19 protein-coding genes and 3 tRNA genes are annotated in these 20,821 nt (G+C 58.6%); 19 read left to right on the top strand and 3 right to left on the bottom strand.

Annotated features, from left to right (window positions below):
• Positions 1–13 precede the first annotated feature (13 nt).
• The gene (locus ACTJK7_RS12395) at positions 14–418 is read left to right on the top strand and encodes an MFS transporter (RefSeq protein ID WP_440780404.1); all 405 of its coding nucleotides are present in this window, start codon (positions 14–16) and stop codon (positions 416–418) included.
• A gap of 9 nt (positions 419–427) precedes the next feature.
• Here the strand turns inward: ACTJK7_RS12395 and ACTJK7_RS12390 are convergent, their stop codons facing one another.
• Positions 428–736, bottom strand: a complete 309-nt coding sequence (locus tag ACTJK7_RS12390) for a YhbY family RNA-binding protein (protein WP_011332401.1) — start codon at positions 734–736, stop codon at positions 428–430.
• A 101-nt stretch (positions 737–837) separates the two neighbouring features.
• Between ACTJK7_RS12390 and rlmE the strand changes: the two genes are divergently transcribed.
• The 16 genes from rlmE to ACTJK7_RS12310 all read left to right on the top strand — a co-directional run bounded on the left by rlmE (position 838) and on the right by ACTJK7_RS12310 (position 16,352).
• Complete coding sequence (gene rlmE, locus ACTJK7_RS12385; RefSeq protein ID WP_064382587.1) at positions 838–1,467, top strand: 23S rRNA (uridine(2552)-2'-O)-methyltransferase RlmE; 630 nt, start codon at positions 838–840, stop codon at positions 1,465–1,467.
• 202 nt (positions 1,468–1,669) lie between these two features.
• A complete protein-coding gene (gene ftsH / locus ACTJK7_RS12380; protein WP_011332403.1) occupies positions 1,670–3,577 on the top strand; it encodes an ATP-dependent zinc metalloprotease FtsH in 1,908 nt (635 codons plus the stop codon).
• A gap of 8 nt (positions 3,578–3,585) precedes the next feature.
• The gene (gene folP, locus ACTJK7_RS12375; protein ID WP_108559545.1) at positions 3,586–4,437 is read left to right on the top strand and encodes a dihydropteroate synthase; all 852 of its coding nucleotides are present in this window, start codon (positions 3,586–3,588) and stop codon (positions 4,435–4,437) included.
• A 16-nt stretch (positions 4,438–4,453) separates the two neighbouring features.
• Complete coding sequence (gene glmM / locus ACTJK7_RS12370) at positions 4,454–5,791, top strand: phosphoglucosamine mutase (protein WP_064382585.1); 1,338 nt, start codon at positions 4,454–4,456, stop codon at positions 5,789–5,791.
• 65 nt (positions 5,792–5,856) lie between these two features.
• Complete coding sequence (gene tpiA, locus ACTJK7_RS12365) at positions 5,857–6,612, top strand: triose-phosphate isomerase (RefSeq protein WP_007953744.1); 756 nt, start codon at positions 5,857–5,859, stop codon at positions 6,610–6,612.
• 4 nt (positions 6,613–6,616) lie between these two features.
• Positions 6,617–7,000: a preprotein translocase subunit SecG gene (gene secG, locus ACTJK7_RS12360; RefSeq protein WP_011332406.1), complete on the top strand. Its 384-nt coding sequence runs from the start codon at positions 6,617–6,619 to the stop codon at positions 6,998–7,000.
• A 22-nt stretch (positions 7,001–7,022) separates the two neighbouring features.
• Positions 7,023–7,108 (top strand) — tRNA-Leu (locus tag ACTJK7_RS12355).
• A 97-nt stretch (positions 7,109–7,205) separates the two neighbouring features.
• A tRNA-Met gene (locus tag ACTJK7_RS12350) sits at positions 7,206–7,282 on the top strand.
• Positions 7,283–7,420: 138 nt separating this feature from the next.
• Entirely contained in the window at positions 7,421–7,879 is a 459-nt protein-coding gene (gene rimP, locus ACTJK7_RS12345) for a ribosome maturation factor RimP (protein WP_064384139.1), read from the top strand.
• Positions 7,880–7,926: 47 nt separating this feature from the next.
• The gene (gene nusA, locus ACTJK7_RS12340) at positions 7,927–9,408 is read left to right on the top strand and encodes a transcription termination factor NusA (protein WP_039769175.1); all 1,482 of its coding nucleotides are present in this window, start codon (positions 7,927–7,929) and stop codon (positions 9,406–9,408) included.
• A gap of 27 nt (positions 9,409–9,435) precedes the next feature.
• Entirely contained in the window at positions 9,436–11,952 is a 2,517-nt protein-coding gene (gene infB, locus ACTJK7_RS12335; RefSeq protein WP_007953742.1) for a translation initiation factor IF-2, read from the top strand.
• 159 nt (positions 11,953–12,111) lie between these two features.
• Positions 12,112–12,513: a 30S ribosome-binding factor RbfA gene (rbfA, locus tag ACTJK7_RS12330; RefSeq protein WP_007953741.1), complete on the top strand. Its 402-nt coding sequence runs from the start codon at positions 12,112–12,114 to the stop codon at positions 12,511–12,513.
• A gap of 4 nt (positions 12,514–12,517) precedes the next feature.
• Positions 12,518–13,435: a tRNA pseudouridine(55) synthase TruB gene (gene truB, locus ACTJK7_RS12325; RefSeq protein WP_007953739.1), complete on the top strand. Its 918-nt coding sequence runs from the start codon at positions 12,518–12,520 to the stop codon at positions 13,433–13,435.
• A 141-nt stretch (positions 13,436–13,576) separates the two neighbouring features.
• On the top strand, positions 13,577–13,846 hold the full coding sequence (rpsO, locus tag ACTJK7_RS12320) for a 30S ribosomal protein S15 (protein WP_011332409.1): 270 nt from the start codon (positions 13,577–13,579) through the stop codon (positions 13,844–13,846).
• A gap of 194 nt (positions 13,847–14,040) precedes the next feature.
• Positions 14,041–16,146, top strand: coding sequence for a polyribonucleotide nucleotidyltransferase (pnp, locus tag ACTJK7_RS12315; RefSeq protein WP_011332410.1), 2,106 nt, complete (start codon positions 14,041–14,043; stop codon positions 16,144–16,146).
• Between the two features lie 130 nt (positions 16,147–16,276).
• Positions 16,277–16,352, top strand: a tRNA-Thr gene (locus ACTJK7_RS12310).
• Positions 16,353–16,358: 6 nt separating this feature from the next.
• Here ACTJK7_RS12310 and ACTJK7_RS12305 read toward each other — a convergent pair.
• Entirely contained in the window at positions 16,359–16,862 is a 504-nt protein-coding gene (locus ACTJK7_RS12305) for a hypothetical protein (protein ID WP_108559549.1), read from the bottom strand.
• Positions 16,863–17,138: 276 nt separating this feature from the next.
• On the opposite strand from ACTJK7_RS12305, the gene ACTJK7_RS12300 reads away from it, so the two are divergent.
• Entirely contained in the window at positions 17,139–17,438 is a 300-nt protein-coding gene (locus ACTJK7_RS12300) for a DUF6388 family protein (RefSeq protein ID WP_064384138.1), read from the top strand.
• Positions 17,439–17,526: 88 nt separating this feature from the next.
• Here ACTJK7_RS12300 and nadC read toward each other — a convergent pair whose 3' ends face one another.
• On the bottom strand, positions 17,527–18,375 hold the full coding sequence (gene nadC, locus ACTJK7_RS12295) for a carboxylating nicotinate-nucleotide diphosphorylase (protein WP_011332412.1): 849 nt from the start codon (positions 18,373–18,375) through the stop codon (positions 17,527–17,529).
• Between the two features lie 254 nt (positions 18,376–18,629).
• On the opposite strand from nadC, the gene ACTJK7_RS12290 reads away from it, so the two are divergent.
• Positions 18,630–20,819 (top strand): DUF1631 domain-containing protein, encoded by a 2,190-nt coding sequence (locus ACTJK7_RS12290; RefSeq protein WP_323151044.1) that lies wholly within the window; start codon positions 18,630–18,632, stop codon positions 20,817–20,819.
• Positions 20,820–20,821 lie beyond the last annotated feature (2 nt).

The following is a 20,821-nucleotide window of genomic DNA, read 5'->3' as shown; positions in this document are numbered from 1 at the left end:
GCATGCGGGCGCAATGCTCTGGCAACTGGCCCAGATGTTGTGGGTCGGTGGCCTGTGGCTGGTACATCTCGGTCTGCGACCGGTGCTGGGTCAAATCGGCCTGGCACCGCTGCTGATCGATGAAGTTGCAAGTACGTTTGAAGTGGCGGTGGTGGGGTTTGCCGTCGCGTGCGTGATATTTCAGGCTTTGGTGCTGGTACAGGCCGAGGGCCTTGACAGTCTATGGCGGGATTTTCGCGGGCAAGTGTTGCTGATGGCGTTGTATGCGTGTGCGATGTTTGTCGCAGTGCGTGGCGGCTGGCCGGATGCGCAGCGCTGGCAGGTGTTCAGCTTTCTCGTGTTGGGTTTTTCCGGGCTGGTGCTGGTATTGCAGCCGGTGCCGGGATGGAGTGGCAGGGTGCGCGAAGCACACCCTTGACCCTTGCCATCACTTGAAACGATGGACGTTCGACAGCTGCTTGTTGACGCTGAAGTTCTTGCGGTAAATCAGTGCCATCTTGCCGATGACTTGAACCAGATCGGCCTTGCCGACCTTGCACAGCTCTGCAACGGACGCCAGGCGCGCCTCGCGATCGAGGATGTTGAGCTTGATCTTGATCAGCTCGTGATCTGCCAATGCGCGTTCGAGTTCGGCTAAAACACCCTCAGTCAAACCGTTGTCAGCCACAGTCAGAACCGGTTTCAGGTGGTGGCCAATGGATTTGTACTGTTTCTTCTGCTCTGGAGTGAGCGGCATAATCTGACCCTTTCGTCTGGATTCTGTAAAATGGCGGCCATTTTACCCGAGGGCTCGTGGATCCGCCCAATTAATCACGACCCTAATCAACGAGGTGCCCAATGGCGCGTTCCAAGACAAGCCTTGGTTGGCTGAAAAGACATGTCAATGACCCCTATGTGAAGCAGGCGCAGAAGGACGGTTACCGTTCGCGTGCGAGTTACAAGCTTCTGGAGGTCCAGGAAAAATACAAGCTGATCCGTCCGGGCATGAGCGTCGTTGACCTGGGTGCGGCGCCTGGCGGCTGGTCTCAAGTCACCAGTCGGCTGATCGGTGGCCAGGGGCGATTGATCGCCTCGGACATCCTGGAGATGGACAGTATTCCGGATGTGACCTTTATCCAGGGTGACTTCACTCAGGACGAAGTGCTCGCGCGGATCCTTGAAGCTGTAGGTAATTCACAGGTTGACCTTGTGATTTCCGATATGGCCCCCAATATGAGTGGTACGCCTGAAGTGGACATGCCCAAGGCCATGTTTCTTTGCGAGCTGGCGCTTGATCTGGCGGAGCGGATACTCAAGCCGGGCGGTAATTTCCTGATCAAGATTTTTCAGGGCGAAGGATTCGATACGTACCTGAAGGATGCTCGCAAGAAGTTCGACAAGATCCAGATGATCAAGCCGGATTCATCTCGCGGCAGCTCTCGCGAGCAATACATGCTGGCTTGGGGCTACCGCGGTCGTAGCGAGTAAAACGAGGTTTTTTGGCGGGGTGATAGGTTTTTCGTATTTCGCCCCGCGCGCATAAGCGCATATTGTGTAGAAAGTGTTTCACAAAGGGTTACAGACGGCGCCTGCCAGAGCTGTAGGTAATGTAGTAAGTTAGGCCGGTGAATATCATGCGAAGCGCGCGCCAGTAGCGGAGCTTGCTTCAGAGGGTAGTTAATTGAACGATATGGCAAAGAATCTGATCCTGTGGTTGATCATCGCGGCAGTCCTGGTGACGGTGATGAACAACTTCTCCAGCCCTAACGAGCCGCAGACCCTCAACTATTCCGACTTCATCCAGCAGGTCAAGGATGGCAAGGTCGAGCGCGTGGCCGTCGACGGCTACGTGATTACCGGCAAGCGCAACGACGGCGACAGCTTCAAGACCATTCGTCCGGCAATTCAGGACAATGGCCTGATCGGCGATCTGGTCGACAACCACGTTGTGGTCGAAGGCAAGCAGCCTGAGCAGCAAAGCATCTGGACCCAGCTTCTGGTGGCCAGCTTCCCGATCCTGGTGATCATCGCGGTGTTCATGTTCTTCATGCGCCAGATGCAGGGCGGTGCGGGCGGCAAGGGCGGGCCGATGAGCTTTGGCAAGAGCAAGGCGCGTCTACTGTCCGAAGATCAGGTGAAAACCACTTTGGCTGACGTTGCCGGTTGCGATGAAGCCAAGGAAGAAGTGGGTGAGCTGGTCGAGTTCCTCCGTGATCCGGGCAAGTTCCAGCGCCTGGGCGGTCGCATTCCTCGCGGCGTGCTGATGGTGGGGCCACCGGGTACCGGTAAGACCTTGCTGGCCAAGGCGATTGCCGGTGAGGCCAAAGTGCCGTTCTTTACCATTTCCGGTTCCGACTTCGTCGAAATGTTCGTCGGTGTCGGTGCAAGCCGCGTTCGTGACATGTTCGAACAGGCCAAGAAACACGCTCCATGCATCATCTTCATCGACGAGATCGACGCCGTGGGTCGCCATCGTGGCGCCGGTATGGGCGGCGGTCACGATGAGCGCGAGCAGACTCTCAACCAGTTGCTGGTCGAGATGGACGGTTTCGAAATGAATGACGGCATCATCGTCATCGCCGCGACCAACCGCCCTGACGTGCTGGACCCTGCGTTGCTGCGTCCTGGCCGTTTCGACCGTCAGGTGGTGGTCGGCCTGCCGGACATTCGTGGTCGCGAGCAGATCCTCAAGGTTCACATGCGTAAGGTGCCAATGGGTGACGACGTTGCTCCGGCTGTCATCGCGCGTGGCACGCCGGGCTTCTCTGGTGCCGATCTGGCGAACCTGGTGAACGAAGCGTCGTTGTTCGCTGCCCGTGCCGGCAAGCGCATCGTTGAAATGAAAGAGTTCGAGCTGGCGAAAGACAAGATCATGATGGGCGCCGAGCGCAAATCCATGGTCATGTCCGAGAAGGAAAAGCAGAACACCGCTTATCACGAGGCAGGCCACGCTATCGTTGGTCGCGTTGTGCCCGAGCATGATCCGGTCTACAAGGTGTCGATCATCCCGCGCGGTCGTGCGCTGGGTGTGACGATGTTCCTGCCGGAAGAAGATCGTTACAGCCTGTCCAAGCGTGCGCTTATCAGTCAGATCTGCTCGCTGTACGGCGGCCGTATCGCTGAAGAAATGACCTTGGGCTTCGACGGTGTGACCACTGGTGCCTCTAATGACATCATGCGTGCGAGTCAGATCGCGCGGAACATGGTGACCAAATGGGGCTTGTCGGAAAAACTCGGCCCGTTGATGTATGCGGAAGAAGAGGGTGAGGTATTCCTCGGTCGTGGTGGTGGCGGTCAGAATGCCAGCTTCTCCGGTGAGACAGCCAAGCTGATCGACTCCGAAGTACGCAGCATCATCGATCAGTGCTACGGCACCGCCAAGCAGATCCTGACGGACAATCGCGACAAGCTCGATGCCATGGCGGATGCTTTGATGAAGTACGAGACGATCGATGCCGAGCAGATCGACGACATCATGGCCGGTCGTACACCTCGCGAGCCTCGCGACTGGTCGGGAGGTACCGGTACTGGCACGCCTCCTGTCATTCAGGGCGAGCGCCCGGAAACACCGATTGGCGGTCCGGCTGCCGACGTTTAAGGTTTGAAATGACTTCTGTAAAGTCCCTGACCCGGTTGCCTTGCGGCAACCGGGTTCTTGATTTGGCCCGGACGCATGTCATGGGCATTCTCAATGTCACTCCCGATTCTTTCTCCGACGGTGGCCGATACAGCCAGCTCGATGCAGCCTTGCGTCATGCCGAAGCCATGGTTGCGGCGGGTGCAACGCTGATCGATGTGGGCGGCGAGTCGACCCGTCCAGGCGCGCGGGCGGTTTCTCCATTGGAGGAACTGGAGCGTGTCGCTCCCGTCGTCGAGCTGATCAACCGCGAACTGGATGTGGTCATATCGGTCGATACATCCACTCCGGCGGTCATGCGCGAAACAGCGCGGTTGGGTGCTGGTTTGATCAACGACGTTCGTTCGCTAAGGCGCGATGGCGCGTTGGATGCTGCTGCTGCCACGGGATTGCCCGTGTGCCTGATGCATATGCTCGGTGAACCTGACGATATGCAGGACGATCCGCGCTATCAGGATGTCACCTGGGAAGTGGGCGAATTTCTCGCCGAGCGCATGACTCAGTGTGAGTTGGCAGGTATTCCGGCCGAGCGGATCATTCTTGATCCGGGCTTCGGCTTCGCCAAAACCCTGCAGCACAATCTAAGCTTGTTCAAGCATATGGAAGCCCTGCATGCGCTGGGGCGGCCACTATTGGTGGGTGTTTCGCGCAAAAGCATGATCGGTCATGCATTGAATCGTCCGGTGGGTGAGCGTCTATACGGTGGTTTGGCACTGGCTGCGCTGGCGTCGGTGAAAGGTGCGCGTATATTGCGCGTCCATGATGTGGCGGAAACGGTGGACGTGGTGCGAATGCTCGCGGCCGTGGAATCAGCCGAATAAGAATGATGGGGCACTTATGAGCAAGAAATACTTTGGTACTGACGGCATTCGTGGTCGTGTCGGGGAATACCCGATCACGCCGGACTTCATGCTCAAGCTCGGCTGGGCTGCCGGTATGGCCTTTCGCAAGATGGGCGCCTGCAAGGTGTTGGTCGGCAAGGACACGCGGATTTCCGGTTACATGTTCGAATCGGCACTTGAAGCCGGCCTGACATCTGCCGGCGCCGATGTAATGCTGCTCGGCCCGATGCCGACTCCAGCTATTGCCTACCTGTCTCGGACCTTCCAGGCTGAGGCCGGGATCGTGATCAGTGCATCGCACAATCCGCATGACGATAACGGCATCAAGTTTTTCTCCGGCAAGGGCACCAAGTTGCCCGATGAGCTGGAGCTGATGATTGAAGAGCTGCTCGATACGCCAATGACCGTTGTCGAGTCGAGCAAGATTGGCAAGGTGTCGCGCATTAATGATGCGTCCGGTCGCTATATCGAGTTCTGCAAGAGCTCCGTGCCGACCGGCACCAGTTTCTCCGGCCTGAAGATCGTCATCGACTGCGCACACGGAGCAACCTACAAGGTTGCGCCGAGCGTATTCCGTGAACTGGGTGCCGAAGTTGTGGTTCTGTCCGCGCAGCCCAACGGTCTGAATATCAACGACAACTGTGGCTCCACTCACATGGGACAGTTGCAGGCGGCGGTGCTGTCCGAGCACGCTGACCTGGGGATTGCATTCGATGGCGACGGCGACCGGGTGTTGATGGTTGATCACACGGGGGCAATTGTTGATGGCGATGAGCTGATCTTCATTATTGCGCGCGATCTGCATGAGCGAGGCAAGTTGCAGGGTGGTGTGGTCGGTACCTTGATGAGTAACCTTGGGCTCGAGCTCGCGCTCGCAGATCTGGGTATTCCTTTCGTGCGCGCCAATGTCGGCGACCGATATGTGATCGCCGAGCTGCTGGAGCGTAACTGGCTGGTGGGTGGCGAGAACTCGGGGCATGTCGTGTGCTTCAATCACACCACCACGGGTGATGCGATCATCGCTGCTTTGCAGGTGTTGATGGCGCTGAAGACGCGTAACGAGGGGCTTGCTCAAACTCGCCAGGCGTTGCGCAAGTGCCCGCAGGTGCTGATCAACGTGCGTTTCGGTGGTGGCGATAGCCCGCTGGAGCATCCGGCTGTCAAGGAAGCCAGTGCGCGTGTAACTCAGGCCATGGCGGGGCGTGGTCGTGTACTTTTGCGCAAGTCCGGGACAGAGCCTTTGGTGCGTGTAATGGTCGAAGGCGAGGACGAAACCCAGGTTCGTGGGTATGCCGAAGAACTGGCAAAACTGGTAACTGAAGTTTCTGCCTGATTCGGCTTGCCAGCCATGATTGTGTTGGGTAACATCTGCGCCCACTTTGACCGACGAGGTACAGCATGCGTCGCCCTATGGTAGCTGGTAACTGGAAGATGCACGGTACCCGCGCCAGCGTCGCTGAGCTGATCAACGGCCTTCGTCATCTGGCTTTGCCAAGCGGTGTTGATGTCGCGGTATTCCCGCCTTGCTTGTATATCAATCAAGTGATTGATGGCTTGAAAGGTAAATCGATTTCGGTCGGTGCGCAGAACTCTGCGGTGGAATCCATGCAAGGTGCGTTGACGGGCGAGATTGCGCCGAGTCAGTTAGTGGATGCAGGTTGTTCCCTGGTGCTTGTCGGGCACTCCGAACGCCGCCAGATCATGGGTGAGCGAGACGGAATGCTGAATCGCAAGTTCGCAGCGGCACAGGCATGTGGCTTGATTCCGGTGTTGTGTGTGGGGGAGACCCTGGAGCAGCGTGAAGCCGGAAAAACTCTTGAGGTTGTCGGGCGTCAGCTGGGCAGTATCATCGAGGAGCTGGGTGTCGGTGCTTTTGCCAACGCAGTGATCGCTTACGAGCCGGTCTGGGCGATTGGTACCGGGCTGACTGCAACGCCGCAACAGGCTCAGGATGTGCATAAAGCCATTCGCGAGCAGTTGGCGGCAGAGAATTCTGAAGTGGCACGAGGTGTGCGGCTTCTATACGGCGGCAGCGTGAAGGCGGCCAATGCGGTCGAACTGTTCGGCATGCCGGATATCGATGGGGGGCTCATTGGTGGAGCTTCCCTGAATGCAGATGAGTTCGGTGCGATTTGTCGCGCCGCGGGAAACTGAAAAAATGCTGGAAACAGTCGTAGTCGTTTTTCATCTGCTGGGTGCATTGGGCGTAGTAGCTCTGGTTTTGCTGCAGCAGGGTAAAGGTGCGGATGCTGGCGCGTCTTTCGGAGCAGGTGCTTCAAATACTGTGTTCGGAAGCCAAGGTTCCTCTACCTTTCTTAGTAAGTTTACTGCTATACTTGCCGCCGGTTTCTTCATAACCAGCTTGGGGTTAGGATACTTTGCTAAAGAGAAGGCTCATCAGCTGACTCAAGCAGGTTTGCCAAACCCGGCAGTGTTGGAAGTTCCAAAGCAACAACCGGCTTCTGATGATGTCCCGGTGCTTCAAGAGCAAAAGTCGGCTACTCCAGCGACTGACGTACCTCCAGCTCAAGAGCAGAAGTAAGAAGGGTTTCAAACGTAGTATTGCCGAGGTGGTGGAATTGGTAGACACGCAACCTTGAGGTGGTTGTGCCCATAGGGTGTAGGGGTTCGAGTCCCCTTCTCGGTACCAATTAGTCAGGAGAGCCCGCTGTTGCGGGCTTTCTTGCAGGTGGAAGGTTACATTGACCCTATGAGGGATCGGTCGTATACTTCCGCCCCAGCTTTGTCGCGGGGTGGAGCAGTCTGGTAGCTCGTCGGGCTCATAACCCGAAGGTCGTCGGTTCAAATCCGGCCCCCGCAACCAGTTTAAGGAGCCCCTTTTAAGGGGCTTTTTGTTAGCTGGACACTTTCAACGCCGCTGTTCGACGGCGTTTCAAGGATGGGCGTTTCGCCCATTTTTTTATTTTGCATAGCATGCACATACATGCACGAGGGGGTTCAGGTGTCGAGCAAGCTAGAAGAGTTGCAGGCCTTGCTGGCCCCGGTGGTCGTGGCCCTAGGCTATGAATGCTGGGGTATTGAGTTTTCGGCTCAAGGTCGTCACTCAATGTTGCGCGTTTATATCGATAAGGAAGGCGGCGTACTGGTGGACGATTGTGCCATCGTCAGCCGTCAGATCAGCGGTGTGCTGGATGTTGAAGATCCGATCTCCGTTGAATACACCCTTGAAGTTTCCTCGCCAGGCATGGAACGCCCTCTGTTCACTCTTGAGCAGTTTGCCAAATATGTCGGTGAACAAGTGAAGATCAAGCTGCGCTCGCCTTTTGAAGGACGACGCAACTTTCAGGGCCTTCTGCGCGGTGTAGAAGAGCAGGACGTCGTGGTGCAGGTGGAAAACCATGAGTTCCTGTTGCCGATCGATATGATCGACAAGGCCAACATTATTCCCAGTTATGACTGAGACGCGGATCCCGCGGATCCAATGGCTTGCGAAAGGCGAGGCGTACGATGAGCAAAGAAGTACTGCTGGTTGTTGAGTCGGTATCCAATGAAAAGGGTGTACCGGCAAGCGTGATTTTTGAAGCGCTGGAGCTGGCTCTGGCCACTGCTACCAAAAAGCGTTTTGAAGACGAAGTTGATCTGCGTGTGGAAATCAACCGCCACACCGGTTCCTACGAAACATTCCGTCGCTGGACGGTCGTCGAAGAGAATGATCTCGATGATCCGGCCATCGAAACCTGGCCGAGCAAGGTTGCTGAAACGCACCCTGGCGCCAAGGTTGGCGACGTTGTTGAAGAAAAGATCGAGTCCATCGAGTTCGGCCGTATCGCTGCTCAGACCGCCAAGCAGGTCATCGTGCAGAAAGTGCGCGAAGCCGAGCGCGCTCAAGTGGTTGACGCTTATCGCGAGCGCCTGGGAGAAATCATCTCCGGCACCGTGAAGAAAGTGACCCGCGACAACGTGATCGTCGACCTGGGTAATAACGCTGAAGCGTTGCTGGCCCGTGAAGACATCATTTCTCGTGAAACCTTCCGTGTTGGCGTGCGTCTGCGTGCGCTGCTCAAGGAAATCCGCACCGAGAACCGCGGTCCTCAGCTGATCCTGTCGCGTACCGCGCCGGAAATGCTGATCGAGCTGTTCCGTATCGAAGTGCCGGAAATTGCTGAAGGTCTGATCGAAGTCATGGCCGCATCCCGTGATCCGGGTTCGCGTGCCAAGATCGCTGTCCGCTCCAAGGACAAACGCATCGACCCGCAGGGCGCGTGCATCGGTATGCGCGGTTCGCGCGTCCAGGCCGTGTCGGGCGAGTTGGGTGGCGAGCGTGTCGACATCGTCCTGTGGGACGACAACCCGGCACAGTTCGTGATCAATGCCATGTCGCCGGCAGAAGTGGCGGCCATCATCGTTGACGAAGATGCCCATGCCATGGACATCGCCGTTGGCGCAGACAATCTGGCTCAGGCCATCGGTCGTGGTGGTCAGAACGTGCGTCTGGCGAGCCAGCTGACTGGCTGGACCCTGAACGTGATGACCGAATCGGACATCCAGGCTAAGCAGCAAGCGGAAACCGGCGACATCCTGCGCAACTTCATCGACGAGCTGGAAGTCGACGAAGAACTGGCTCAGGTGCTGGTAGACGAAGGCTTCACCAGCCTGGAAGAGATTGCCTACGTACCGTTGGAAGAAATGCTCAACATCGACGGCTTTGACGAAGACATCGTCAACGAGCTTCGCGCTCGTGCCAAGGATCGCTTGTTGACCAAAGCCATCGCTACTGAGGAAAAGCTGGCAGACGCCCATCCGGCCGAAGACCTGCTCTCGCTTGAGGGTATGGACAAGGATTTGGCGATGGAACTGGCGGTGCGCGGCGTAATTACCCGCGAAGACCTGGCCGAGCAGTCTATTGACGACCTGCTCGACATCGACGGCATTGACGAAGATCGTGCCGGCAAGTTGATCATGGCCGCCCGAGCCCACTGGTTCGAGTAATTAGGCGCGGCCTGAGGAGAGAAGTGCATGACGCAAGTCACGGTGAAACAACTGGCCGATGAGGTCAAAACACCGGTAGAGCGCCTGTTGCAGCAGATGCGTGAGGCAGGTCTGCCGCACACCGCCGCCGAAGAAAATGTGACTGACAGTGAGAAGCAATCCCTGCTGACCCACTTGAAAAGCAGCCACAAGGCGAAAGTGGAAGAACCACGCAAGATCACGCTGCAGCGTAAAACCACCAGCACCCTGCGTGTGGCTGGCAGCAAAAGCATCAGCGTTGAAGTCCGCAAGAAGAAAGTTTTCGTACAGCGTAGCCCGGAAGAAATCGAAGCCGAGCGCAAGCGTGAACTGGATGAACGTCGCGCAGTAGAAAATGCTGCCCGTCAGAAGGCTGAAGAAGAAGCCCGCGTTCGCGCCGAAGAAGAAGCGCGTCGCCAGCCTGCTGCGCCGTCCGCTCCTGCCGAAGCTGTCGCGGCACCTGCGCCAGTGGCCGAACCAGTGCGCGAAGCCGCGCCGGTTGTGGCTGCTGCCCCAGCTGCCGACACTCGCAAGCGTGACGAGCAGCGCCGCCCGGACAAGCCGCGTGCCGACGACAACAACCGTCGTGGCGGTGGTGATGGCGAGCGCAAAAACGCTCCGCATCGCGCATCGGTCAAGGAAAAGGCTCCGGCACCACGTGTGGCGCCACGCACTACCGACGAAGAAAGCGATGGCTTCCGTCGCGGCGGTCGCGGCAAGGCCAAGCTGAAAAAACGCAACGCTCACGGTTTCCAGAGCCCGACCGGCCCTGTCGTGCGTGAAGTGAAGATCGGCGAAACCATCACTGTTGGCGATCTCGCCCAGCAGATGTCGGTCAAGGCTGCCGAAATCATCAAGTTCATGTTCAAACTGGGTACTCCAGCGACCATCAACCAGGTGCTTGATCAGGAAACTGCTCAACTGGTAGCCGAAGAACTGGGCCACAAAGTGACCCTGGTCAGCGACACCGCCCTGGAAGATTCCCTGGCCGAGTCCCTGAAGTTCGAAGGTGAAGCAGTTCCTCGTGCGCCGGTCGTGACCGTAATGGGCCACGTTGACCACGGTAAGACCTCGCTGCTCGACTACATCCGTCGTGCCAAGGTAGCTGCTGGCGAAGCCGGCGGTATCACCCAGCACATCGGTGCCTACCACGTTGAAACCGAACGCGGCATGGTCACCTTCCTCGACACCCCGGGTCACGCCGCGTTTACCGCCATGCGTGCCCGTGGTGCCAAGGCGACCGACATCGTGATCCTGGTGGTTGCGGCGGACGACGGCGTGATGCCACAAACCATCGAAGCCGTTCAGCACGCTGTTGCTGCCGGCGTTCCGCTGGTGGTTGCGGTGAACAAGATCGACAAGCCGGGTGCCGACCTCGATCGCATCCGTAGCGAACTGTCGGCCCACGGCGTGACCTCTGAAGACTGGGGTGGCGACACTCCATTCGTCCCGGTCTCCGCGAAGATGGGTACCGGCGTCGACGAACTGCTCGAAGCTGTATTGCTGCAGGCTGAAGTTCTCGAACTGACCGCCACGCCTTCGGCTCCTGGCCGTGGTGTCGTGGTTGAATCGCGTCTCGACAAGGGCCGTGGCCCGGTGGCGACTGTTCTGGTTCAGGACGGTACGCTGCGTCAAGGCGACATGGTGCTGGTCGGCTCGAACTATGGCCGCGTGCGCGCCATGCTCGACGAGAACGGCAAGCCGATCAAGGAAGCGGGCCCGGCCATTCCGGTCGAGATCCTCGGCCTGGACGGTACGCCTGACGCTGGCGACGAGATGAGCGTGGTTGCCGACGAGAAGAAAGCCCGTGAAGTGGCTCTGTTCCGTCAAGGCAAGTTCCGCGAAGTCAAACTGGCTCGCGCTCACGCCGGCAAGCTGGAAAATATCTTCGAAAGCATGGGTCAGGAAGAGAAGAAGACGCTCAACATCGTCCTCAAATCCGACGTCCGTGGTTCGCTGGAAGCCTTGCAGGGCGCTCTGAACGGCCTGGGCAACGACGAAGTGCAAGTGCGCGTGGTCGGTGGCGGCGTCGGTGGTATCACCGAATCCGATGCCAATCTGGCACTGGCTTCCAACGCTGTACTGTTCGGCTTCAACGTGCGTGCCGATGCCGGCGCACGGAAGATCGTCGAGCAGGAAGGTCTGGACATGCGTTACTACAACGTGATCTACGACATCATCGAAGACGTCAAGAAAGCCCTGACCGGTATGCTTGGCAGCGACGTTCGCGAGAACATCCTCGGTGTGGCCGAAGTCCGTGACGTATTCCGTTCGCCTAAGTTCGGCGCCATCGCCGGCTGCATGGTGATCGAGGGTACTGTTCACCGTAACCGTCCGATCCGTGTGCTGCGTGAAGACATCGTTATCTTCGAAGGCGAGCTGGAATCCCTGCGCCGCTTCAAGGATGACGCTTCCGAAGTACGTGCCGGCATGGAATGCGGTATCGGCGTGAAGAGCTACAACGACGTCAAAGTCGGCGACAAGATCGAAGTCTTCGAGAAGGTTCAGGTTGCTCGCAGCCTCTGACTCGCGCACTTCAAGGGCCACGTCGGGCCGCCGCATGCAAATGCGCGGCACGGCGTCAGGACTCTAAACGCAACGCCCGGTCTGGCTTTTGTCAGGCCGGGCGTTTGCCGCTTTCAGACCTTGCGGGTTTCACCGCAGGGCAGTAACAGGTAACAAATCATGGCAAAAGAATACAGCCGTACCCAACGTATCGGCGATCAGATGCAGCGTGAGCTGGCCCAACTGATCCGTCGTGAAGTCAAAGACCCGCGCGTCGGCCTGGTCACCATTACCGCTGTGGAAGTCAGCCGTGACGTCGGTCACGCAAAGATCTTCATCACCGTGATGGGGCAGGACAACGCCGAAGACATCGCGCAAAGCATCAAGGTTCTCAACGCTGCCGCCGGCTTCCTGCGCATGCAGCTGGCCCGTGAAATGAAGCTGCGCAGCGTGCCGCAATTGCACTTCCACTACGACGAAAGCGTCGTGCGGGGTGCGCACCTGTCGGCCCTGATCGAGCGCGCCGTGGCTGAGGACAATCAGCACGTGGCTGCGGCAGAACCCGAAGACACCAAGGAGTAACTCGGTGGCTCAGGTCAAACGTATCCGTCGTAACGTCAGCGGCATCATCCTGCTCGACAAGCCGCTGGGGTTCACCTCCAACGCAGCCTTGCAGAAGGTTCGCTGGTTGCTCAACGCCGAAAAGGCCGGTCACACCGGCAGTCTCGACCCTCTGGCCACCGGCGTGCTGCCGTTGTGCTTTGGCGAGGCGACCAAGTTCTCGCAGTACCTGCTCGATTCCGACAAGGGTTACGAAACCCTGGCGCAACTGGGCAAGACCACCACCACGGCAGACGCCGAAGGTGAGGTTTTGCAGGAACGTCCGGTGACCGTTGGTCAGGCCGACATTGAAGCGGTTCTGCCGAAATTTCGCGGGCAAATCAGTCAGATACCGCCGATGTACTCGGCTCTCAAGCGTGATGGCCAGCCCCTGTACAAGTTGGCCCGTGCAGGCGAAGTAGTGGAGCGCGAACCGCGTTCTGTTACTATTGCGCGCTTGGAGTTGCTGGCCTTCGAAGGCGATACTGCGCGTCTTGCGGTGGATTGCAGCAAGGGCACCTATATTCGCACCCTGGTGGAGGATATCGGTGAGCAACTCGGTTGTGGTGCGTACGTCGCTGAACTGCGTCGTACCCAGGCCGGGCCTTTCACCCTGGCGCAGACCGTGACCCTCGAAGAGCTGGAAGCGGTACATGCCGAAGGCGGCAACGAAGCGGTCGACCGCTTCCTGATGCCATCGGACAGCGGCCTGCAGGATTGGCCGTTGCTGCAGTTCTCGGAAGCGAGCGCGTTCTACTGGCTCAACGGCCAGCCGGTACGTGCCCCGGATGCTCCGAAGTTCGGCATGGTGCGGGTACAGGATCACAACGGTCGCTTCATCGGTATCGGTGAAGTGAGCGAAGACGGGCGCATCGCGCCGCGTCGACTGATTCGGTCAGAATGACCGGAAACCGGTCTGTGTAACAGCAGGCCGGCGAGTGTGGCTGTCAACAGGCACGGTCACTACTCCTTTATAGATACAGGGATTTGTCCCTGGCCTGTTGAAACTGTTTTTGAAACAGTTTCCTGATAAAAGGATTGCCTCATGGCTCTCGACGTTCAAGAAAAAGCTCAAATCGTTGCCGACTACCAGCAAGCCGTTGGTGACACTGGTTCGCCAGAAGTGCAAGTTGCACTGCTGACCGCCAACATCAACAAACTGCAAGGTCACTTCAAGGCCAACGGTAAAGACCACCACTCCCGTCGTGGTCTGATCCGCATGGTTAACCAGCGTCGCAAGCTGCTGGACTACCTGAAAGGCAAGGACGTGAGCCGTTACAGCGCTCTGATCGCTCGCCTGGGTCTGCGTCGCTAATCAGCGATTGCGCTATGAGGTTGGTTGTCTGTCAGACGTCAGCGGGTTTCCGCCGGCGTCCGGCAGGCTCCCAGCCTCAAGTTTTATCTGGATACACGTTTTACCCTGGACAGGCGTCGGGCCGATTCCCGGCATTGCCCAAGAATTTCGCAAGAAACCAGTTCCCCCAAGAGCCACAAAGAAGGTAGGACACCGTGAACCCGGTAATCAAAAAATTCCAGTTCGGTCAGTCGACCGTTACCCTCGAGACTGGCCGTATCGCCCGTCAGGCCTCCGGCGCAGTATTGGTCACCGTTGACGACGACGTCAGCGTATTGGTGACCGTAGTCGGTGCCAAGCAAGCCGATCCGGGCAAGGGCTTCTTCCCTCTGTCCGTTCACTACCAGGAAAAGACTTACGCTGCCGGTAAGATCCCTGGCGGTTTCTTCAAGCGTGAAGGCCGTCCTTCCGAGAAAGAAACCCTGACTTCCCGACTGATCGACCGTCCGATCCGTCCACTGTTCCCTGAAGGTTTCATGAACGAAGTGCAGGTTGTCTGCACCGTCGTTTCCACCAGCAAGAAGACCGATCCGGACATCGCTGCGATGATCGGTACCTCGGCTGCCCTGGCGATCTCCGGCATTCCTTTTGACGGCCCGATCGGCGCCGCCCGCGTGGCTTTCCACGAAAGCACCGGCTACCTGCTGAACCCGACTTACGAGCAGCAAGCTGCCTCGAGCCTGGACATGGTCGTTGCCGGTACTTCGGACGCCGTGCTGATGGTTGAATCGGAAGCCAAAGAGCTGACTGAAGACCAGATGCTGGGCGCAGTACTGTTTGCTCACGACGAGTTCCAGGTCGTGATCAACGCCGTTAAAGAACTGGCTGCCGAAGCGGCCAAGCCAACCTGGACCTGGGCGCCTGCTCCAGAAGCCACCGAGTTGCTGGCTGCTATCCGTTCCGAGTTCGGCGAAGCGATCTCCCAGGCTTACACCATCACCATCAAGGCCGACCGTTATGCGCGTCTGGGCGAGCTGCGTGACCAGGTTGTTGCCAAGCTGTCCGGTGAAGAAGGCCAGCCTTCGGCTGCCGACGTCAAAGCCGCTTTCGGTGAAATCGAATACCGCACCGTTCGCGAAAACATCGTCAACGGCAAGCCACGTATCGACGGTCGCGACACTCGCACCGTACGTCCGCTGAACATCGAAGTCGGCGTTCTGCCGAAGACTCACGGCTCGGCACTGTTCACCCGTGGCGAAACCCAGGCTCTGGTCGTCGCGACGCTGGGCACTGCCCGCGACGCACAACTGCTGGACACCCTGGAAGGCGAGAAAAAAGACCCGTTCATGCTGCACTACAACTTCCCTCCGTTCTCGGTGGGCGAGTGTGGTCGCATGGGTGGCGCCGGTCGTCGCGAAATCGGTCACGGCCGTCTGGCCCGTCGCTCGGTTTCGGCCATGCTGCCTGCCGCTGACGTGTTCCCGTACACCATCCGTGTGGTATCGGAAATCACCGAATCCAACGGTTCGAGCTCGATGGCTTCCGTTTGCGGCGCTTCCCTGGCCCTGATGGACGCTGGTGTTCCGATGAAGGCACCGGTTGCCGGTATCGCCATGGGTCTGGTTAAGGAAGGCGAGAAATTCGCCGTCCTGACCGACATCCTGGGTGACGAAGACCACTTGGGCGACATGGACTTCAAAGTAGCCGGTACCGCCAAAGGTGTGACCGCGCTGCAGATGGACATCAAGATCAAGGGCATCACCGAAGAGATCATGGAAATCGCTCTGGGCCAAGCCCTGGAAGCGCGCCTGAACATCCTCGGCCAGATGAACCAGATCATCGGCCAGTCGCGTACCGAACTGTCGGCCAACGCTCCGACCATGATCGCGATGAAGATCGACACCGACAAGATCCGTGACGTCATCGGTAAAGGCGGCGCGACCATCCGTGCGATCTGCGAAGAGACCAAGGCTTCGATCGACATCGAAGACGACGGTTCGATCAAGATCTTCGGCGAAACCAAGGAAGCCGCTGAAGCAGCTCGTCAGCGCGTTCTGGGTATCACCGCAGAGGCCGAGATCGGCAAGATCTACGTCGGCAAGGTTGAACGCATCGTCGACTTCGGCGCATTCGTCAACATCCTGCCGGGCAAGGACGGTCTGGTGCACATCTCGATGCTGAGCGACGCTCGCGTAGAGAAAGTGACCGACATCCTGAAAGAAGGCCAGGAAGTGGAAGTGCTGGTACTGGACGTGGACAACCGCGGCCGTATCAAGCTGTCCATCAAAGACGTGGCAGCGGCCAAGGCTTCGGGCGTTTAATCACCCCGCAGCTCCAGTGCAATGAAAGATGCCCCGCCGTGAAAACGGCGGGGCATTTTTTTGTCCGTGAAATATCGAGTCATTCGGCGAAGTTGCCGACCTGCAAGACCAGTGCTAGGTTTAGCCCACCGCCCGTGTAGCTCAGCCGGTAGAGCAGCGCACTCGTAACGCGAAGGTCGCAGGTTCGATTCCTGTCTCGGGCACCACTTCCCTTATTTCACCTTGCGGCTCAACTCCTCGACGGTACGCTTGAGCTGGTCCATCGCGCGATCCTGATCGTTGAGCTTCTGCTTCAGGCTGGAGATTTCGCTGTTGTTCGAGCTGGAGCTGGAACCGCTATTGCGTTTGAGGTCTTCAACCTGACGGCCGAGCGTATCGAGCTGACGATCCTGTTCCTTGACCTTGTTCTTCAGATCGTCGATCTCCCTGCTGCTGGAGCTCGAACTGGAGCCGCTGCTGCGCTTGAATTCTTCAATCTGACGCGACTGCTCGTTGATAGTGTCGCGCATCTTTTTCAGCTCCTCGACTCCGATGCCGCTCTTGATCACGACGTCTTTGCCGAAATCGTTGTGAATGGCGGAGATCTGGTCGCCATAGGAAGGGCTGCTGCTACTCAGTTCAACTGCCATTGCGCTGGCCGGCAGGGCCAGGGTGCCCAGCAGGGCGGTCAAGGCGGTGGCGGACACAACAGAAGAGATCTTCGAAAAGCTGCGCATCACTGGGTTTCCTTGTGAACAGCGAAGGTGAGTGCCGATATGGCACATCGCTATGACTTGGAAATCCGGTTTATGTTCCGTAGGTCAACTTTTTGTGGGAGAGATGTAAAGTCCCGTGTAATTCGCTCGCCAAACGTCCTATATTCGTTGTCTGCATGAGCATCGCTTAGCAGTTTTCAGATGATCCCGAATGGTTCCGAAGGCCGGACAGTCCGCGTCAGAGAGATCCTTGATGATCCAGATCCATCCTCCATTCCCATGATCAGCGAGAACGCCATGAACGAATTAACTCAAGAGCAACGTCACGAAGAAGCGCTTAGAAAATACATCCTTGATGTTCCGGATCTGAAGGAAGAGATCAAGGACCTGAGTCCCGATGATCAGAAAGACCAGATTCAGTGGGCGTTCGAAGATGAAGCCGAAGCCCAGGGCCTGCAGCCGTGGGAGTTGACCCTCAAGTACACCAGTACGCCTGAAGAGTTCGAGGCCAAGCGCCTGGAGCTGCACAAGGAAGCGGCTGAAGTGTTGGGCGTCGAGTGGGAAGAATACTGCGAGATGAACAATCTCGTCGTTTGACGAGAGCTGCCAGCTACAAGCCGCAAGCTACAAGTAAAAGCACAACCGCTTTGGCTTGCAGCTTGTAGCTCGCATCTTGCCGCTGCCCTTAAATGCTCAGGCGCATCGACAGGTCTACAGCCTTCACGTCCTTGGTCATCGCACCGATCGAGATGTAGTCCACCCCGGTCTGTGCGATCGGCAGCAGCGTGCTTTCGTTGATGCCGCCACTGGCTTCCAGTTTTGCCTTGCCGGCGTTCAGGCGCACGGCTTCGCGCATGTCATCAAGGCTCAGTTCGTCGAGCATGATGATGTCGGCACCGGCGGCCAGCGCCTCTTTCAACTCTTCCAGACTTTCCACTTCGATTTCCACCGGCTTGCCCGGGGCAATCTTGTGCGCAGCGGCAATGGCTTGCGGGATGCCACCGCTGGCGGCGATGTGGTTTTCCTTGATCAGGAACGCGTCGTACAGGCCGATGCGATGGTTATGGCAACCGCCGCAGGTGACCGCGTATTTCTGTGCCAGACGCAGCCCCGGCAGGGTCTTGCGGGTGTCGAGCAGTTTCACCGAAGTCTCGGCAACGAAGTCCGCCAGGTACTGCGCGCGGGTCGCCACGCCCGACAGCAATTGCAGGAAGTTCAGGGCGCTGCGCTCGCCGGTCAGCAGCGAACGGGCAGGGCCTTCCAGATGAAACAGCGGCTGATTCGGCGAAACCCGTTCGCCATCGCGCACCTGCCAGTGCACCGCTACCCGTGGATCGAGCTGGCGGAACACCGCATCGACCCAGGCGGTGCCACTGATGACGGCGGCGTCGCGGGTGATGATGGTGGCTTTGGCCAGGCGTTCGGCCGGGATCAGTTGCGCGGTGATGTCGCCGCTGCCGATGTCTTCGAGCAACGCACGGCGCACGTTGGCTTCGATTTCGGCGGTCAAATCGGCGAGACGTAGATTCGGCATAACGGGCTCCACAAACTAAGTGGCCCGATTATAGGGGCATGGCATCAGCCAACCCAAGGCGAGAACCGCTACGCAGCGCTGCATCCGGTCGATTTTCTTGAGCAATCCCCATTCCTTCGTGGTCACTGGAAGGTGTCGGCGCATAGGGGAAACCCTGACGGCTATGGCGCCGGAGACATCTTTTGCAAGATAATCCGCCTTGCATTTGACGCCATGACTTTGACGTCGGCGAATCACCGTTTCAGGAGGCTTGGATGCACAACGACGGGAATGTAGTGCCTTTGCACAAGGTCACTGCCGATCAGGCGACTCACTCGCCGCTCGCCCGCCTGCCCGTGATTCTGCTTCAGGTTCGCGACAAGGCTGCCCAGCGCCTGCGCAACGGTTTGCAGGAGTTGTTCGATAACGCCGACGACACCCTGTTCGAAATGGCCGATCGGGCACGCAATGACGTCGAACAGAACATTTTTTTCGAGGCCATGCGCGACCTGCGCCTCAAGCGCAAGAACATCGAGCGCGGTTTTCTCGAGCAGTTCTTCGAGGCCTTCGTCGGCCTCACTCAATTCGATCCCGTCCCCACCGTCCTCTCTCATGCTTTGCAGCACGAGGACACGACAGCGCGCACCGATGACATGGAGCGCAACGTCGCGGTGGAAACCATGGTCGGCCGCGTACTGAATCGCGACGGTTTCGCCCTCGATCAACTGACCGCGCGATTCAATGCGCTGTTGGGCAAGACCCTCGACGATCATTACAACCCGCTGGGCCCGGCGATGCTTTGCGAATACTTCCTGCAAGCCGGGCGCAATCTGGGGGTGGAGATCAAGGTCAAACTGATCCTGCTCAAATTGTTCGAGCGCTATGTGCTGGCCGACACCGATCAACTCTATGCCGAAGCCAACCAACTGCTGATCGCCACGGGCGTGTTGCCCGAGCTCAAGCCGGCACCGGCCCGTCGTGCCATCGATCAGGCCGTGGCCAGCGTCCAGAGTGAACTCGAGGGCGTCGACCCAACCCAGACCGATACGGGCGTGCAGGAGGTCTTCGCCGCGTTGCAGGAGTTGCTGCTGCATGTGCGCGGCAGCGTCGCACCGACCCTTGAGCCCAGCGCTCCCGCCCAACCGATTTCCACCCGCGACCTGCTGCGCCTGCTTTCGCACCTGCAGCAATACGTGCCGGCGCTGGCGGTGCAGGACGACTTCGATTTGCGCCATCAGCTTGAACAGTTGCTGACCCGGGTCAGCGTGCGCAGCGGCAAGTCGCGAATCGTCGGCGGGGCCGACGAGGACGTGATCAATCTGGTGGCCATGGTCTTCGACTGTATCCTCGATGATCGCAACCTGCCGGATTCGCTCAAGGCGCTGATTGCCCGGTTGCAGATCCCGATGTTGAAGGTCGCGGTGATCGACAAAAGCTTCTTCAGCCGCAGCAGCCACCCGGCGCGGCGCCTGCTCAATGAAATCGCCGAAGCGGCGATGGGCTGGGGTGAGTGCGACGGCAATGCGCGCGACAGCCTGTACCTGCGCATCGAGCAAGTGGTGCAGCGCCTGCTGACGGATTTCGTCGATGACCCGGCGATTTTTTCCGAGTTGCTGGCGGACTTCCTTGCGTTCACCAGTGACGAGCGCCGTCGCAGTGAATTGCTTGAACAGCGATTGCGCGATGCCGAAGAGGGCCGGGCGAAAACCGAAATGGCCCGCCAACGGGTCGAGCAGGCGCTCAATCAGGCGTTGCTGGGCAAAGTCCTGCCACCGTCGGTGGTGACGTTCGTGCAGGAGGCCTGGAGCAAGGTGTTGCTGTTGACCTGCCTCAAGCACGGCGATCAGTCTGCCGAATGGCAGGCCGACGTGCAGACCATGGAGCAATTGATCTGGAGCGTGCAGCGCCACGACGACGCCGAAGCCGGTCTGCGTCTGCTGGCGCTGGTGCCGGGGTTGCTCAAGTCATTGCGCGACGGCCTGAGCACTTCAGCTTTTGATCCGTTTGCCACCAGCGGCTTTTTCAGTGAATTGGAAGCGCTGCATGTGCGCCTGCTCGAGCCGTCCAGCGGACCGGATCAGTCCGTGCTGCCGGAAATGATCGAGGTGTCGCAGACGATTGTCTTGCAGATGGCCGACGACGGTCTCAAGCCACGCACGCCGGCGCGTTTGCCGGCCGACGACGCCGGTTTGCGCCAGGTCGATCAGCTGCGTCTGGGCAGTTGGGTGGCGTTCGAGGAAGACGAAGAACACACCCTGCGCTGCAAACTGGCGGCGATCATCGAGGCGACCGGCAAGTACGTGTTCGTCGACCGCACCGGGATGAAAGTGCTGGAGCGTGACCGCACCGAACTGGCCCTGGCATTTCGTCGCGGCGCGGTGCGGGCGCTGGACGACACCTTGCTGTTCGATCGGGCGCTGGAGTCGGTGCTCGGCAATCTGCGGCGGCTCAATCGCGGCAAGTGATC

It is taken from the genome of Pseudomonas sp. 22085 (genome assembly GCF_052045815.1).
In the GTDB taxonomy this organism is placed as follows: domain Bacteria; phylum Pseudomonadota; class Gammaproteobacteria; order Pseudomonadales; family Pseudomonadaceae; genus Aquipseudomonas; species Aquipseudomonas glycinae.
Note: the sequence above shows the minus strand (reverse complement) of the source record. Positions and strands in the feature narration are given on the sequence as shown.